The organism is Lysinibacillus sp. OL1 (assembly GCF_004332175.1).
GTDB lineage: Bacteria > Bacillota > Bacilli > Bacillales_A > Planococcaceae > Lysinibacillus > Lysinibacillus capsici.
Genome location: NZ_SJDS01000005.1, coordinates 132,713 through 147,854, shown reverse-complemented (window position 1 = coordinate 147,854; position 15,142 = coordinate 132,713). Strand labels below are relative to the sequence as shown.

Sequence of the window (15,142 nt, the reverse complement as noted above, 5' to 3'; positions counted from 1 at the left end):
TTTCTTTTTGTTTTAATATGCACTATTATGAATAAAAAACGATAAGAGGTGGTTTAGGATGGAAATTGTTTTAGCACAGAGCAAGGATGCCCCAGTTATACATCAGGTGATGGTACAGGCGTTTCAAGAATATGAAAAAGCTACTCCACCATCCAGTGCACTAAGTGAAACGGTGGATTCTATTGAGCAGGCAATGCAGCAAAGTGAACAAGCGTTTATTGGCTATATCGAAAAACAGCCAGTTGCCATGGTAAGGTTTACCCTCAGTACAAAGGGAATTTATTTTTTTAGACTTTCAGTTATCCCAGAAAGACAGGGACAAGGTTTAGCTAAAACACTAATTTCTTGGCTTGAACAATATACACTATCGAAGGGGATTACAATTAGTCAGTGCAAAGTACGTATGAGTGTTCCACGTAATATTGAGTTATATCGTTCTTTAGGTTATGTTGTAACGAAAGAGGAAATGGTGAAGAATCGTAATGGTAACTCTCTAGTAATAGCAACAATGGAAAAGAGACTTTCCAATGAGGAGGAGTTTAATTGAGAAAAAAGGTCGCCTGCTTGCATGCTCATTATTCCAATATACAATACATTGAGCAGGCTTTTCAAAGCGCTGAAGACATAGAGATACTCCATTTTGTAGACCCTGGCGTGATACAGCACGTGTCTAAAGGTAGTGATGGTTTAGCACGTAAAGTTAAGGAGCAAATTGAATGGATGATTAGCTGTGATGTGGATGCCATTTTAATAACGTGTACAAATTATATTGCTTTATTAGAGGATGAAACTTTGTTCGATCCCTCGATCCCTATCATCAAGATAGATGAGCCCTATTTTGAAAGTATATGTAAGCAACAGCCTCAATTTATTCTTTTTACAAATCCTGCAACTGTCGAAGGAACGATGGCAAGACTTCACCAATATGCTAAGCATCAAGGAGTATCAGTAGATGTAGAGGGAAAAATTATTGAGCATACATTTAATCTCATTATGCAGGGGAAAAAGGAAGCCTATGATGATGCTATTTTAAGGGCTTTACATAATTTGTCAGCTGAAGAAAAATCCATATCAGTTGCCCAGCTATCGATGGTGGATGCAGCACAACGATTTGAAGATCACACGGCGATTACAATTCTCCATCCATTAAAGTCATTAGTTGATATTGTAAAGAGTACGATAAAATGATAGTTTCATAATTTACAGAATTATCTGTAACAATCTGGTTAAAACAAACGTTTCATAAGAAAGGGGGATTTTATGAAACGAGTTGTATTTGGATGTATATTGCTATTATTTTTAGTGGGTTGTACAGACAAAGCAAATGTTACAATGCCAGAGGATCTACCTGATTTTGTGAAAGAAAGTGATATTGAATCAGTTGATTGGAATCAAAAGGCAGTGGAATTTGGTGATAGAGGCATTATTGGTAATGCTGATAAGTCGGGTGTCATTGGTGCGAATATGCCTAGTCTAAGCACACAAAAATGGATGTGGCATCTATGGGGAATAGATGAAGTACGAGATACAGAATTAACAGTTATTGGATACCATAGAGACTCTAAAGTCATACAACCGATTTTAGCGAATGGTTGGAGCATAGGACTCGGAGGACCTGTTAATGGAGCAGATGCTCATACACCTTCTCATGTGAAAGTTCCTAAGCCTGGTGAATGGGCTATTCTACTGTATACAAATGAAAAATACTTTGATACGTTGATATACGATATCCAGGAATAATAGTAAACCCTTATATTGTAATTATTTATACTTATAAAATAAGGGTTTTTGATTGTTAGAATATGTATTGGGAAAGAAGGTGTATGGTGTGCGCATGTAAGCTTGCATTGTGTATTGCTTTCATATTTCTGAAATGCACAAGATGCTGAAGACGCCATTCAGAAATTTAAATGCGAAAAGCTATTGAACATAGATAATTACAGTGCATGGTTGTAGCAAGAAAAATATTAAATTGGTAATATAAAAAATAAAATGGAGGTCAGCAGTATGAAAGATTTACGTTATCCCATTGGACAATTCCAATTTCCCAAAGAAATGAATTCACAGCAAGTACTAGAGTGGATTAATGAAATTCGTTTGTTACCAAAACAACTTGCAGAGGCATTAAGTGGTGCAAGCGAGCAAGACTTAGTAAAATCTTACCGTGAAAATGGCTGGACTGTGACACAGCTAGTCCATCATATTGCTGATAGTCATATGAATAGCTATATTCGTTTTAAGCTAGCGTTAACAGAGGATGTACCAACCATTAAGCCATACAATGAGGCAGAATGGGCACAGCTACCAGATTCTGAAATGCCAGTAGCAATTTCTTTTAATTTAATTGAAAGCTTACATGAACGTTGGGTTTATTTACTGTCAAGCTTATCGGATGAACAATTACAAAGAGCCTTTAATCATCCTGATTCAGGCCTAACGACTCTTGAGCATGCAATTGGCCTTTATGCATGGCATGGTAAGCATCATTTGGCACATATTCAAAATGCATTGGTTAAATAAAGATTTCAGAGTGAAAACAGGCGATTTCCTAATTTGAAGGAAATCGCCTACTTTACTTATTACTTTTGATTTCAAGTAATTTACACAAGGATGCTGTAAAGTAGCTATAATCTAACTTGTGAATGTAAATTTTTATATAATATTAATTCCTGCACTTACGGATCCAGTAATAGTTTCCACAAGTGATGAAGTAGTAGCGGAGAACACCATTAATAAACGATCACCAGCAGCCACTGGCACTGGTGTAACGTTTGCAGTTCCAAATGTAAGAGTACCTACTGCTAACGTTGTGAGAGCTGGTGCTAAATCGACAAATGCTGTTGTAGGACTGAAAATACTACTTCCCGCAACCGCGCGGTAAATTTGTGCTCTGACTGTTGCTGGTTGTGTAAGAGCTAAAGTAACTGTGGACTTCAAGGTTGCAGAAATAGATGTAATAGTACCAGCACGTGGAACTGAAAAGGCTTCCGTGCCAGTAACAGCTGATAAATCTATAATTGTACCAGTAAGACTGATCCCTGTAATATTTGTACCGAATCCTACAAGACTAACTGTACCGATCAAGCCACCAAGACCTGATACTAAGATAACAGGAGTTGGTCCTGAAGAGAATGGGATGATCGAGCCTGTAGCTACTGGTGGAGTAATACATGCAGCATCAACGCCGATAAAAGGCCCCAGTGCAGTACACTCCCCGTTACCATGACCGTTACCTGAACAGCCACACATTGAGTTATTCAAACACATTTTTACACCCCCTTTCTTCATTATTCTATTCATTTCAGATTAGGGGTTAAGGGCAATTATCTATTTCACCTATAAATTCAATGATTTCTTTATGACTGCTTTTATTTAACACATAAAGACATCCACTATGTATGTTTTGACATAGTGGATGTTTAAGATAATGTTAACTCCATCTTTTAAAGAAATCGAAAAATGAGTTTTTTCCCTTTTTATGTTCTTCCTCAATCGGCTTGTTTACAGATTCAAGTTGCATGATCTCTTCTTCAAAGGACGGATGAACCTCATAGGTTGCATCAGCATGATACACTTCAACATATTCTTCTGTTTCTAATGAAGGAGAATGATCTATAGCTGCAGGTTCTGCTACTGTTTCTGCAATGATTTGGTTGAGAGGCTCACTAGCTATTGCTTCAATGTCTTGACTAACAGGTTCGCTAAGTTGCTCAAAGATAACTTGTTCTATCGATTCATTCGTTACAATGGGATTCTCAAGATTGTTATGTTCATTCTCAATTTTCACAACCTCCATAGGATTATTTAATGTTTCAGTTTTAGTGCTATCTGATTCATTAACTATAGAAGATTGTAAAGTATCATTCTCGATGTTTTCTTCTCTTGAAGCAGGCTGTACGGCAGATGGATCATATACACTTACTGGAACTTCCTTTGCATCCATGGCATTTTTAAAATGGAAGGTGGATTCAACTGTCGTGTTTCTGTATAAACCATTGTATATTTGGCTGGGGTGCGTATTGATTGATTGGAAATATTGCTGATTAAAATGCCGTTCTTCAGGTTTAGTTTCCGGTAGACCATTCTGAGGAGAGGGACCCCCGATATTTACATTTGGTTGGTGGTTTTTGGCTTTACCTGCCACACTTTGTAGTAGTCTATAAGAAGGTTGTGCTGATGTAATTGTAGTTTGATCTGCTGTCTGTGTCATTCTAGGTTGTCTAGGTAAAAGATTAGAATAGGTTTGAGCAGGCATGTCAATGGAGGGCATTATGGTTTTTGTATCATTTCCTTTAACTGGCAACAGTTTATTTAAAATTGATAAAATCTCTTGGTTCATTCCTTCAATGGTTTGATTCAAAGACTCAAGCTGTGTTGAAAGAACCCTAATTTGATCGTCGTATCCTTTTATATATGAATTTTGTTTAGTATCCAATGTCTCTGTAATCCCTTCTAAATGGGCCATCTGTGTTTTTAGTCCATCAAACTCCTGCTTCATATAAAGGAAATCTTCAATTGACTTCCCCATTTTTAACGAGGTTAACGATTCTCTATAAGATTCAATTTTTTCCTTTAAATTTTCAATTTCTTGAGTGGTATACAATTTTGACTCTTCCATTGTAGTTCACCCCTTTCAGTCCATTATTAGTTTATTAAAAATATTGACTTTCTGTTACAAATATAACGGTTCTTTCAACATTTTGATTCGTATCGTTAATGAGGGAAGTGTATGAAAACAAATCTTGATTGATTTTAATAAATATCCAATGTAACTATTTGTTAGCCCATGCACTTATAGCTGAAAAACATATGCTACAAACGAAAGATAAAAATTTTATGGAGGTGTCAAAAGGATGCAAGAGCATATGCCATCCCAGGCGCAGGAACTAATCTGTATAAATGTTGATAAGGTATACGACTGGATTGTAAAAGAAATGTCGTTTGATATTTCACCTACTGGACCAATTACATTCCCAGGTGTTACAGCAACTACTGACTTAACAGGTGCTATTGTTACTTGTCGAGTAATTCCAGCAACTACAAATCCAATTGTGATTCTGAACCGTGAGAATCGCCAATTCTCTATTGATGGATCAACTGTTTGTCTGCAACATCTAAATGTTCAAAAGAACTTCATTCTAACAATTGTCGTTACTTTACCTAATGGTACTGTTTTCACAAGCAATAATATTCCAGTTTCTCGCTGTGAGCAAGTGACATTATGTGCACCTAAGGGAACAGACGTTGAAATTTTATACACAGATTTAGATTGCTTCGTTTGTACAACTGGAACACTTAGTGTTGGAACAGGTGCTGCAGCAGGTACAATCACGTTCTCTGCGTTGACAATTACTGTTGCTGTTTGTCAAAGTATTCAATCTACATTCCCAGTTACTGTGGAATTTTTAGCAACTTTCTGCGAACCAAGAGCAGACTTACCATTCTCATGTCCAACTGCGGTTCGTCCACAACAATGCCCAGTTATTTTCCCAACTGTTGGTTAATTGTGATAACAAAAAGAAGAAAGTCATACTATGAAGAGAGGGTAATCCTCTCTTTTTTTAATGGAAATAACAAGGAGGTTTAAAGTGGCAGATCGTATTGAAGACAAGATACAGGCACTAAAAGAACAAACAAATGCCTATGTTCATGATATTAAAAGATTGGTTGAGGAATTAGCAATTCCGAATAGGATTAACCTCATTAGTTATTTTACAACTGCACTTAATATTTCTTATGATCCTGAGCAAGAGAGTTTATGTTTAGGCTCCTATCATATTCGTAATATTGGTAGTGCAGCCGTCACGAACCCATCTTTGTGTATAACAATACCCAAGGAGTCACCGTTTTACTTTTCAGGGAGATATGTTCATGAAAATTTCACTCCGAATTTTAAAACTCAGGGGCAGAGTCAGTGGGAGCGTTTTAATGACAAATCAAGCAAAGAGGAGTATTGGCTGAGACCAGTTGGTAAATCAACAATCGAACCGAATGAAACCATTTCATTTACCAATTTTCAAATAAAATGGTCCCATAATTTATCATATTCAGGCACGATTATGGGTTTTACATATTGCGATCAGCTCACAGAAGGTGTTGTTGTTTTAAATCCAATTAATCTAAATGGAATGGGCCAAACACAGGAGGAAGACAATGGGTGACAACGAAAAACAAGAGTTCGGTAGTGTAATTCAACAATTAGTAAAGGAACAGCTAAGTCGTCGTAATGAACAAGATAATAGCTTTGCCTTTCTTGAAAAAAGTACATTACAGCTATTAATGGCTTATCTTGTTTCAGGCGAAAAGAGTCATGTTGAACAAATAGAGAATTCAAAGTTAGAAGAAAAATGGATGAAGCAGCTGGATGATTTACTAGAGGAAAGTAGAGAGCAGCTTGAAGAGGTGGTCGATTTACTAAAAAGATATTCAGGCTAGGGGGTGTGATGATGGACAATGATATTGTGAAAAACAATGATCCAATACAGCTCCAACAAATGATTATTTTTTTAAGGGCCGAGTTAGCCAAGTACAAAAATGAAGTAAAAAGACTTAGAGATAGTGATTATTATGCTTTGGTTCTTCGACTTGAACGAGAAAATGTTCAATTAACAAGGCATAAAAAAGAACTTTCGATGGAGCTCCTAAAGTTGAAAAGAGACTTTGATAAAGAATTGCAAGCTTACGATGAAGAAATTCAGAAGAGAGAAGCACAAAGAAAAAAGCAAATTGCATCCATTGAGGCATTATTAAAGGAATTGGCAGAATTGCGGGCTGAAAAAAAGTCATTGATGGACAAATTTCAAGCATCGAAGGAGGCTTCGATCGATTCAAATGAAAGGTCTATTGTGGAAGGCATAGATAAAAAGTTAAGTGACTATACAACCATAGCAAGTAAACAAATGGAGAATATTTTAGAGACACTAGAAAAATACCATAGAGAGAAAGTAGAATCGGACAGCCTTCATCGACATTTACTAAGTGAGTTAGAGACGAAAAATCTAGATATTGAGAGATTATCCAATGAAATAGTTGCATTAAAGAAACAATCTAAGGATGGTAGCACATCAATGAAACAAGGAGTTAATATTGATGAACAAATAGATTTTAGATTACGCATGCTCGATGAATTAGATGAGAAATTGAATGAATTAGCGTTAGAAATCAATAGTGAGCAGCTTTAGCTATAAAATTTCATCATGACTGTTTCAAAGTGTACCCTTGAAACAGTCATTTTTTTGATTCGAATAAGAAGCTTTTAAGAAGGTTCAACCGCTCACAAAGAAGAGGAAGGCGCTCCAAAGCATCTCATCTTGACCCCCTATTCCAATATTACTTTGTTTCTCTATGCAAGGTTACGCGTTTCAGGCGAGGGGAGTACTTTTTAAGCTCCAATCTTTCGGGATTATTGCGTTTATTTTTAGTAGTAATATAGTTTTTATCACCTGTTTCAGTACAGGCTAATGTTACTTGTACACGCATTGAAGGACCTCCTTTTAAATAGTAATTATTACGATTTAAACAATATATTTCTTACTGGATATTGTCAAGTTTAATTTCACTAGTAATAAAAAGCTTTGCATTTTCCAAAATAATATGATTTAATTACAAATTGTAAATAGTAATGATTACGATTTGAGGAGTTGTAAGAATGACAAAGAAAATTCCTGTTACAGTATTGAGTGGATATTTAGGTTCTGGTAAGACAACAATGATGAATCATGTATTGCAAAACAAAAAGGATTTACGTGTCGCTGTTATTGTGAATGATATGAGTGAAATTAATATTGATGCGGAGCTTATCGCAAATGGTAGCGGTATATCACGTACAGAAGAGAAATTTGTGGAGCTATCGAATGGTTGTATTTGCTGTACATTACGAGAGGATCTATTGCAGGAGGTGGAACGTCTTTCGAAGCTAGGCAATATTGATTACATTTTGATTGAATCGACAGGGATTAGTGAGCCGATTCCAGTTGCACAAACATTTAGTTATTTAGACGAGGAGCTTGGCATTGATTTAACGAAGTTTTGTCGATTAGATACAATGGTTACTGTCGTAGATGCCCATCGTTTTTGGCATGATTTTCAGTCTGGGGAAAGCTTATTGGAGCGGAAGGAAGCTGTTGGTGAATTAGATGAGCGTGATGTTGCAGACCTTCTTATTGATCAAATTGAATTTTGTGATGTCCTTATTTTAAATAAGTGCGATTTAGTATCCGCAGAGGAGCTTGAGCGATTAGAACGTATTTTACGTGCATTACAGCCTGAGGCAAAAATTATACGTACAACAAATGGTGTTATTGATCCAGTTGAAATTTTAAATACAGGGCGCTTTGACTTTGAACGTGTCTCTGAATCGGCTGGTTGGTTAAAGGAGTTGGAGCTTGGTCATGAAAACCATACACCAGAGACTGAGGAGTACGGGATCTCTTCTTTTACCTATAAACGCAAAAGACCGTTTCATCCGATGCGCTTTGTTGAGTGGTGTGATCACATGCCAGATTCAATAGTACGAGCAAAGGGTATTATTTGGAGTGCAAGACATCAGGAAGTTGCGCTATTATTATCGCAAGCGGGGTCATCTGCAAAAATTGAACCAGTCTCTTATTGGGTAGCGGCACTCTCTCAAGCCCAGCAGCAGGATGTATTCCAGCAAAGCCCTGAAGTATTGGAAGATTGGGATGAAGAGTTCGGAGATCGAATGACACAACTTGTGATTATTGGCATTGATCTAGATCGAGAAGACATCACTAAACAGTTGGACAACTGTTTGTTAACAAATGAAGAGTTTCAGAACCCTTGGGAACGTCTACAAGATCCCTTTAACTGGGAATGGCAATAAAGAAGAAAAGAAGATTTCGGCTAAGACTCCGAAATCTTCTTTTGAAATACACGATTATAATTAGTAGCATCTCGTAATGCTTTTTCTTCTATAGGTATTCGGACAGAAAGCATTGTAATATTGAGTAATGTAAAACAAAATGCTGTAAAGTATGCCTGAAACATGAGTGGTAGCAAAAGGATTTCTAAACAAACTACCGCATAATTGGGATGGCGCATATATTCATATGGCCCTTTACGAACAACATGTGCGTCAGGTAAAATGAGGATCTTTGTATTCCAAAAAGTGCCTAAAGAGCGAATACACCAGATTCTTAAAGCCTGCACAGCTAAAAATAATATAAAAAATAACGGAAATAAGGGCGAGATACCATTGTTGTTTGTGACGATTTCCACTATTAAAAACAGAAAAAAGCTAATATGCATGGCTACCATATAGGGGTAGTGTGAAGCACCTACTTCATAGGCTCCTTGAGAAAGCATCCACTTCTCATTGCGCTTGGCAATAACAACCTCTGTCAATCTTTGTAGAACGACAAGGATAAAAATAAAATAGAAGATCATGTTACTCCCTCCAGTTTAATAATACAGCTTCTGCACAAAAACCAGGGCCAAGAGCTACGAGCAAGCCTGTATCCTCCACTTGTCCTTCATTTAACATAAACTGCTCTAATACGTATAACACTGTCGGTGATGACATATTACCATGTCGTCTCAATATTTCCCGAGAAATGTCGGTTTTTTGGGGAGATAGATAAAGTGTATCTTCGTAAGCTTTTAATACCTTTTTTCCCCCAGGGTGCGCAATAAAATGAGTCAATTGTTCGCTATACAGTCCTTGTTCCATTAAAAATTGCTCAATGAAAGGTCCGAGCCAATTGGTAATAATAGAAGGAATACTTTTTTGGAAAACGACATGAAGCCCGTTGTTTTTCACATCCCAACCCATTACATTTTCCGAATCTGGCATCCATTTAGAACCTGTAGCTAGAATATTAGGGGTTGGCCTTTTTGTTGCGATAGCTACTTCATCCCCACAAACAAGTATGCATGCTGCACCATCGGCAAAAAGGGAAGCACCAATTAAATTACTTTTAGAAAAATCATTTGGCTGAAAAGTGAGGCTACATAACTCGACACAAACGACAAGTACCTTTGCATGTGGATGGGCTTTACAAAAATCATAGGCTCTGCTTATACCAGCGGCTCCTCCTGCACAACCAAGACCCCATACAGGAATGCGTTTAAGTCGATCTGAAAAGGGAAGCTTGTTCATAACACGTGCGTCAATGCTAGGTGTTGAAATTCCTGTACTGCTAACAAAAATGATGGCATCGATGTCCTCAGTAGGAATAGATGAGGATAAAAAAGCTGAATTAGCTAAACATGCTTGAATGACACTTACACTGTATTGTGTAGCTAACTCAATATATAAATTATTACGTTCTTCAAAGGAGTGATTCGTACGATGCCATTCAGCTGGCACACAAAAATGGCGTGTGTCGATGCCACCATTTTCAAAAACCTTTAAGTAGCGCTCTAGTTTTGGAATTTTTGCATAAAAAAGCTCTTTCGTTAGTTCCTCTGCGTTATCTTGCTGTAATGTGTAAGGTGGTTGATATGTGCTAATTGAAATGATTTTAGGCAATCCAACATCTCCTCGCATTTAATGGTTTTGTTCATTGTATGCGTGGAAGATTGGAATAAATGCTTATAATATTGTAATTGACAATTTCTGAAAATTTAGCTATATTGATAACAACTAAATGGAAAGTAGGTGATGTGACATGATGAATAGATCTGTAATTAGCGAACTGCAATCCGGTTTGTTCAATTTCACACGCCTAAAATATACAAAGTGACGCCGTGCCATAACTTGGGGTATTTGTGTATCTTTTAAACGTGCCTGTGAAACCTTGTAACTGCCGAATTGCAGCTACAAGGTTTTTTATTGTAGTTCCAAAAGGTGAATTGCGATAGGGCCTCTTGCGGATGACAACTATTTTCGCTGAGGCATCATACGTTTAGGAGGAAAATAAATTGAATTTAACAACATTAGGTTTTACAACATATTTTGAAGAGCAAATGATAGAAATGAAAAAACAGGCTAAATTAAAAAATTGTGTGCCTGCAAGGGTTACTTTAGAGCATAAGCATTCTTATCGGGTGTTAGCTGAAGAGGGAGAATGGCTTGCGACAATTGCTGGTCATTATGCGTATACATCTTTAGCGAGGGAGGACTATCCAGCAGTTGGTGATTGGGTGCTAGTGGAGAAAATGCCCGGAGAGGAACGAGCAATTATTCATCAGCTATTCCAACGAAAATCTGTATTTTCACGTAAAGTTGCAGGAACGGAAATTCAAGAACAGATTGTCGCATCAAATGTCGATATTGTGTTACTTGTTATGAGCTTGAACGCAGATTTTAATATTCGACGTTTGGAGAGATATTTAGTGGCTGCTTGGGATTCAGGGGCAAAGCCCATTATTGTCCTGACAAAAGCTGATTTATGCGAAGATGTTTCGAGCTTAGTACAAGAAGTGGAGTCTGTAGCCTTTGGTGTGGATATCTTTGTAACGAGTGCTCTATCGGGCGAAGGTCTAAAAGAAATTCAGACGCTATTCACAGAGGGGGTCACGGGGGCACTATTGGGGTCTTCTGGAGCAGGGAAATCCACATTAACAAATGCTTTATGTGGTGAGATACTGATGAAAGTAGCTGGTATACGTGAGGATGATGCCAAGGGACGACATACAACAACCCATCGAGAGCTAGTAGTATTGCCTGCTGGCGGCTGTCTAATTGATACGCCAGGGATGCGTGAGCTTCAATTGTGGGATCAAGGGGATAGTTTAGCTTCTAGCTTTCAAGATATTGAGGAACTAGCAACAGCTTGTCGTTATCGTGATTGTACACATCAAAAAGAGCCTTATTGTGCTGTCCAGCAAGCTATAGTAGATGGAGACTTGGACCAATATCGTCTACAAAGCTATTTTAAGCTGCAAAGAGAATTGGCTTATATGGAGCGCAAAACAAATACGCAAGCAAAACTTGAGGAGCAGCGCAAGTGGAAGCAAATAGCCAAGGGAATGAAAAAGGGGAAGAAATAATCAATAGGAGCACAACCATGACAATTCAAAACATCAATCATTTATTGTTTTCAGTTTCTAATTTAGAGGAATCCATCACTTTTTATGAAAGAGTATTTGATGCCAAGTTGCTAGTAAAGGGGAACAGCACAGCCTATTTTGATGTAAATGGGCTGTGGCTAGCTCTTAATGTAGAAAAGGATATACCCCGTAATGACATCCATCATTCCTATACACACATTGCCTTCACAATCGCTGAGGATGACTTTGATAATATGTATGACAGATTGGTGCAGCTAAAGGTCAATATTTTAGCAGGTCGGCAAAGAGATGAAAAGGATAAAAAATCGATTTACTTTACAGATCCTGATGGTCATAAATTTGAATTTCATACAGGAACTTTGCAGGATCGTTTGAGTTTTTATAAGCAAGAAAAGCAGCATATGTTGTTTTTTGATAACTAATGAAGGAGAGATTTTATGAATAAAGCGTTTATTTTTGATATGGACGGAACATTATTTCAAACCAATCTTATTTTAGAGCCTGCGCTCGATGCAACATTTGATGTGCTGCGGACAAACGGCTTGTGGCAGGGAGAAACACCTATAGAAAAATATAGAGAAATAATGGGGGTTCCTTTACCTGTTGTGTGGGAAACATTATGTCCTATGCATGCTTTAGAGATACGAGAAGAGAGCAATGTATTATTCCATGTAAAGCTGATTGAGCAAATACGTGGACATAAAGGTGCTTTGTATCCAAACGCTGAACAAACCCTTGCAACATTGTCAGAGAATTATCCGTTATACATAGCGAGTAATGGACAGGTTGACTATTTACAGGCAATCGTCGAAACCTATCAGTTGGAGCGTTTTATAAAAGGAATTTATAGCATTCAAGCAATTGCAAGTGGGCATAAATCAGATCTGGTAAAAAGAGTTGTAGATGAAAATAAAATTGATTATGGAGCAGTGGTAGGAGATCGTTCTTCGGATATCCAAGCTGCACATGACAATCAATTACTATCAATAGGTGTTCGCTTTGACTTTGCACAAGATAAGGAGTTAGAAAAAGCAGATATAGTAATTGATGATTTAACTGATTTGCTAAAGGTTACATTCGATTAACTCAAGAAAATGAATTAAAAAAAAGACGCTTTTATAACAGTCATTGCAATTCTTCACAAGAAGGCGTAAAATAATGCCAATCCTATAGAAAAAGCATTGAGAAGGAAAAGTAAATTGGATTAGCATTTTATAGAGAGCCTCTGTTGGTGGAAATGAGGTAAATGAACCCTTTTGAAAATGACCTTTGAGCTTCGTACCGAAAGCTTTTTAGCCAGTAGATTACGACGAGATGGGCACTCGTTACAACAGCAGCAGTATCTCTTTTTTGAGTGAAGACGTACTGATAGAGGCAAATAGTGTGAGCTATTTGTAAATATAGGTGGTAACACGGGTATACTCGTCCTAATCAGATTTGATTAGGGCGATTTTTTTTATCATTTTTTCTGTGAGGGGAGCAATTTAGAATGACGATTGTTATTGGAGGCGCTTGGCCGTATGCAAATGGCTCTTTGCATTTAGGGCATGTTGCCGCATTATTACCAGGTGATATTTTGGCTAGATATTACCGACAAAAAGGTGAGCAGGTTTTATATGTATCGGGCAGTGATTGTAATGGTACACCCATTTCTATTCGTGCCGCCCAAGAAAATACAACGACAGAAGCTATAGCTAATCACTATCATGAGGAGTTTACAAGATGCTTTCATGATTTAGGATTTACCTATGATTTGTACACAAGAACGGATGCGGAGCACCACCATGAATCCGTTAAGGCCCTTTTCTTACAGCTACTGGCTAATAATTTCTTATACAAGAAGAAAATTGAACAGGCTTACTGTGAGACGGATAAACAATTTCTACCAGATCGATTTGTCGAGGGGCTCTGTCCAAATTGTGGAGCGAAAGCAAGGGGAGATCAATGTGATAACTGCTCAGAAATTTTAGACCCATTGGATTTAATTGATAAGCGCTGCAAAATATGTGGGAACGAACCTGTTATTCGGGAAACTGAGCACTTTTATTTTACCTTTAGTCAATTTCAAGGAAGGTTGGAGTCTTATTTAGCACAAGCGAAAGCCGAGAAACGTTGGCGTGACAATGCTTTAGGGTTAACGGAGCGATACTTGGCAGAGGGAGTTCCCGACCGAGCAGTAACAAGAGATTTACCGAATGGCATAGATGTTCCAGTGCCAGGTTTTGAAGGGAAAAAAATATATGTATGGATTGAAGCTGTAGCAGGGTACTTAACAGCAAGCTTAGAATGGGCAAAAGAGCATCAAATAGCTATTGAAGATTTATGGAATGAAGAGACCATTTCATACTATGTACATGGGAAGGATAATATTCCATTCCATACAGTTATTTGGCCAGCCATTTTAATGGGAATTGGATCCAAGGCATTGCCTACCCATATCGTATCTAATGAGTATTTAACATTAGAAAAACGCAAATTATCTACTAGTCAGAATTGGGCTGTATGGGTTCCTTATATTTTAAGCCGTTATGATGCGGACTCTATTCGTTACTTCTTAACGATGAATGCGCCAGAAAATCGTGATACTGATTTTTCATGGCGGGAATTTATTTATAGCCATAATGGCGAACTACTCGGAGCCTATGGCAATTTTGTAAACCGTACATTGAAGTTTATTGAGAAATCATTTGCTTGTCAGGTGCCACAAGCGGAGGTGGATAGCGACATTCGAAAACAAACCGTACAATTGTTTAATGAAGCGGGCGTTCTTATCGAAGATGGTCATTTCAAGCAGGCATTAGAGTCTATTTTTGAGTATATTCGAGGAGCTAATCGTTATTTTGATGAACAACAGCCATGGCTACAGGTAAAAGAAAACGTAGAGGCAGGTAATCGTACATTAGCAACTTGTGTCTATATCATTGCGAATTTAGGACAGCTGTTGCATCCTTTCTTACCGTTTTCAGCAAAGAAAGTAAGAAATATGTTAGGTATAAATGAAATGATGTGGCATGAGCAGGTAGATCTCCCTAAAGTCATTCGAGAGGTGACACCATTATTTGAACGTCTTGATATCGAACGAATCGATGAGGAATATCAAAAACTAGTTAGGGATAGTCACTAGGATTGAAAAAGCAGTATAGCGCAAGAGCCATACTGCTTTGCTATT

Annotated in this window: 18 protein-coding genes and 1 other annotated feature; of the genes, 13 read left to right on the top strand and 5 right to left on the bottom strand. The window is 37.6% G+C overall.

Features of this window, described 5'->3' with window-relative positions:
• Positions 1 to 58 precede the first annotated feature (58 nt).
• The 4 genes from EW028_RS11345 to EW028_RS11330 all read left to right on the top strand — a co-directional run bounded on the left by EW028_RS11345 (position 59) and on the right by EW028_RS11330 (position 2,520).
• Positions 59 to 547: a GNAT family N-acetyltransferase gene (locus tag EW028_RS11345; RefSeq protein WP_131520936.1), complete on the top strand. Its 489-nt coding sequence runs from the start codon at positions 59 to 61 to the stop codon at positions 545 to 547.
• Positions 544 to 1,188, top strand: coding sequence for an aspartate/glutamate racemase family protein (locus tag EW028_RS11340; RefSeq protein WP_131520935.1), 645 nt, complete (start codon positions 544 to 546; stop codon positions 1,186 to 1,188). Before EW028_RS11345 ends, EW028_RS11340 begins: the two co-directional genes overlap by 4 nt.
• Positions 1,189 to 1,260: 72 nt before the next feature.
• Positions 1,261 to 1,740: a hypothetical protein gene (locus tag EW028_RS11335; protein ID WP_131520934.1), complete on the top strand. Its 480-nt coding sequence runs from the start codon at positions 1,261 to 1,263 to the stop codon at positions 1,738 to 1,740.
• A gap of 267 nt (positions 1,741 to 2,007) precedes the next feature.
• Entirely contained in the window at positions 2,008 to 2,520 is a 513-nt protein-coding gene (locus EW028_RS11330) for a YfiT family bacillithiol transferase (protein ID WP_048394098.1), read from the top strand.
• 132 nt (positions 2,521 to 2,652) lie between these two features.
• Here EW028_RS11330 and EW028_RS11325 read toward each other — a convergent pair whose 3' ends face one another.
• Entirely contained in the window at positions 2,653 to 3,267 is a 615-nt protein-coding gene (locus EW028_RS11325; RefSeq protein ID WP_009370618.1) for an exosporium glycoprotein BclB-related protein, read from the bottom strand.
• Between the two features lie 163 nt (positions 3,268 to 3,430).
• Complete coding sequence (locus EW028_RS11320) at positions 3,431 to 4,618, bottom strand: hypothetical protein (protein ID WP_131520933.1); 1,188 nt, start codon at positions 4,616 to 4,618, stop codon at positions 3,431 to 3,433.
• A gap of 235 nt (positions 4,619 to 4,853) precedes the next feature.
• Here EW028_RS11320 and EW028_RS11315 point away from each other — a divergent pair, with 235 nt between their 5' ends.
• The 4 genes from EW028_RS11315 (at position 4,854) to EW028_RS11300 (ending at position 7,181) form a co-directional block, all read left to right on the top strand.
• A complete protein-coding gene (locus EW028_RS11315) occupies positions 4,854 to 5,504 on the top strand; it encodes a BMQ_0737 family morphogenetic spore coat protein (RefSeq protein ID WP_004231775.1) in 651 nt (216 codons plus the stop codon).
• An 84-nt stretch (positions 5,505 to 5,588) separates the two neighbouring features.
• Positions 5,589 to 6,161 (top strand): hypothetical protein, encoded by a 573-nt coding sequence (locus EW028_RS11310; protein ID WP_048394104.1) that lies wholly within the window; start codon positions 5,589 to 5,591, stop codon positions 6,159 to 6,161.
• Entirely contained in the window at positions 6,154 to 6,435 is a 282-nt protein-coding gene (locus tag EW028_RS11305) for a hypothetical protein (RefSeq protein WP_112116799.1), read from the top strand. Before EW028_RS11310 ends, EW028_RS11305 begins: the two co-directional genes overlap by 8 nt.
• A gap of 11 nt (positions 6,436 to 6,446) precedes the next feature.
• Positions 6,447 to 7,181, top strand: coding sequence for a hypothetical protein (locus tag EW028_RS11300; protein WP_048394108.1), 735 nt, complete (start codon positions 6,447 to 6,449; stop codon positions 7,179 to 7,181).
• A gap of 148 nt (positions 7,182 to 7,329) precedes the next feature.
• Here the strand turns inward: EW028_RS11300 and rpmG are convergent, their stop codons facing one another.
• Complete coding sequence (gene rpmG / locus EW028_RS11295; RefSeq protein ID WP_004231780.1) at positions 7,330 to 7,479, bottom strand: 50S ribosomal protein L33; 150 nt, start codon at positions 7,477 to 7,479, stop codon at positions 7,330 to 7,332.
• Positions 7,480 to 7,648: 169 nt separating this feature from the next.
• Between rpmG and EW028_RS11290 the strand changes: the two genes are divergently transcribed.
• Positions 7,649 to 8,842 (top strand): GTP-binding protein, encoded by a 1,194-nt coding sequence (locus tag EW028_RS11290; protein ID WP_131520932.1) that lies wholly within the window; start codon positions 7,649 to 7,651, stop codon positions 8,840 to 8,842.
• Between the two features lie 20 nt (positions 8,843 to 8,862).
• Here EW028_RS11290 and EW028_RS11285 read toward each other — a convergent pair whose 3' ends face one another.
• Both EW028_RS11285 and EW028_RS11280 read right to left on the bottom strand, forming a co-directional pair.
• Positions 8,863 to 9,405: an isoprenylcysteine carboxyl methyltransferase family protein gene (locus tag EW028_RS11285; RefSeq protein WP_112116796.1), complete on the bottom strand. Its 543-nt coding sequence runs from the start codon at positions 9,403 to 9,405 to the stop codon at positions 8,863 to 8,865.
• A 1-nt stretch (position 9,406) separates the two neighbouring features.
• Positions 9,407 to 10,489: a type III polyketide synthase gene (locus EW028_RS11280; protein WP_131520931.1), complete on the bottom strand. Its 1,083-nt coding sequence runs from the start codon at positions 10,487 to 10,489 to the stop codon at positions 9,407 to 9,409.
• Between the two features lie 392 nt (positions 10,490 to 10,881).
• Here EW028_RS11280 and rsgA point away from each other — a divergent pair, with 392 nt between their 5' ends.
• The 4 genes from rsgA (at position 10,882) to metG (ending at position 15,097) form a co-directional block, all read left to right on the top strand.
• Entirely contained in the window at positions 10,882 to 11,952 is a 1,071-nt protein-coding gene (gene rsgA / locus EW028_RS11275) for a ribosome small subunit-dependent GTPase A (RefSeq protein WP_004231826.1), read from the top strand.
• A gap of 17 nt (positions 11,953 to 11,969) precedes the next feature.
• On the top strand, positions 11,970 to 12,395 hold the full coding sequence (fosM, locus tag EW028_RS11270) for a FosM family fosfomycin resistance protein (protein WP_131520930.1): 426 nt from the start codon (positions 11,970 to 11,972) through the stop codon (positions 12,393 to 12,395).
• Between the two features lie 15 nt (positions 12,396 to 12,410).
• Positions 12,411 to 13,058 (top strand): HAD hydrolase-like protein, encoded by a 648-nt coding sequence (locus tag EW028_RS11265; RefSeq protein ID WP_131520929.1) that lies wholly within the window; start codon positions 12,411 to 12,413, stop codon positions 13,056 to 13,058.
• An 87-nt stretch (positions 13,059 to 13,145) separates the two neighbouring features.
• Positions 13,146 to 13,406 (top strand) — a binding site (T-box leader).
• Positions 13,407 to 13,462: 56 nt separating this feature from the next.
• Entirely contained in the window at positions 13,463 to 15,097 is a 1,635-nt protein-coding gene (gene metG / locus EW028_RS11260) for a methionine--tRNA ligase (RefSeq protein WP_131520928.1), read from the top strand.
• The last annotated feature ends 45 nt before the right edge of the window (positions 15,098 to 15,142 follow it).

Bases quoted from the DNA above. Each gene is read 5' to 3' on its own strand.
- EW028_RS11345 (WP_131520936.1), top strand. From the start codon at position 59: ATGGAAATTGTTTTAGCACAGAGCAAGGATGCCCCAGTTATACATCAG.
- EW028_RS11335 (WP_131520934.1), top strand. From the start codon at position 1,261: ATGAAACGAGTTGTATTTGGATGTATATTGCTATTATTTTTAGTGGGT.
- EW028_RS11330 (WP_048394098.1), top strand. From the start codon at position 2,008: ATGAAAGATTTACGTTATCCCATTGGACAATTCCAATTTCCCAAAGAA.
- EW028_RS11325 (WP_009370618.1), bottom strand. From the start codon at position 3,267: ATGTGTTTGAATAACTCAATGTGTGGCTGTTCAGGTAACGGTCATGGT.
- EW028_RS11320 (WP_131520933.1), bottom strand. From the start codon at position 4,618: ATGGAAGAGTCAAAATTGTATACCACTCAAGAAATTGAAAATTTAAAG.
- EW028_RS11315 (WP_004231775.1), top strand. From the start codon at position 4,854: ATGCAAGAGCATATGCCATCCCAGGCGCAGGAACTAATCTGTATAAAT.
- EW028_RS11305 (WP_112116799.1), top strand. From the start codon at position 6,154: ATGGGTGACAACGAAAAACAAGAGTTCGGTAGTGTAATTCAACAATTA.
- EW028_RS11300 (WP_048394108.1), top strand. From the start codon at position 6,447: ATGGACAATGATATTGTGAAAAACAATGATCCAATACAGCTCCAACAA.
- rpmG (WP_004231780.1), bottom strand. From the start codon at position 7,479: ATGCGTGTACAAGTAACATTAGCCTGTACTGAAACAGGTGATAAAAAC.
- EW028_RS11290 (WP_131520932.1), top strand. From the start codon at position 7,649: ATGACAAAGAAAATTCCTGTTACAGTATTGAGTGGATATTTAGGTTCT.
- EW028_RS11285 (WP_112116796.1), bottom strand. From the start codon at position 9,405: ATGATCTTCTATTTTATTTTTATCCTTGTCGTTCTACAAAGATTGACA.
- fosM (WP_131520930.1), top strand. From the start codon at position 11,970: ATGACAATTCAAAACATCAATCATTTATTGTTTTCAGTTTCTAATTTA.
- EW028_RS11265 (WP_131520929.1), top strand. From the start codon at position 12,411: ATGAATAAAGCGTTTATTTTTGATATGGACGGAACATTATTTCAAACC.
- metG (WP_131520928.1), top strand. From the start codon at position 13,463: ATGACGATTGTTATTGGAGGCGCTTGGCCGTATGCAAATGGCTCTTTG.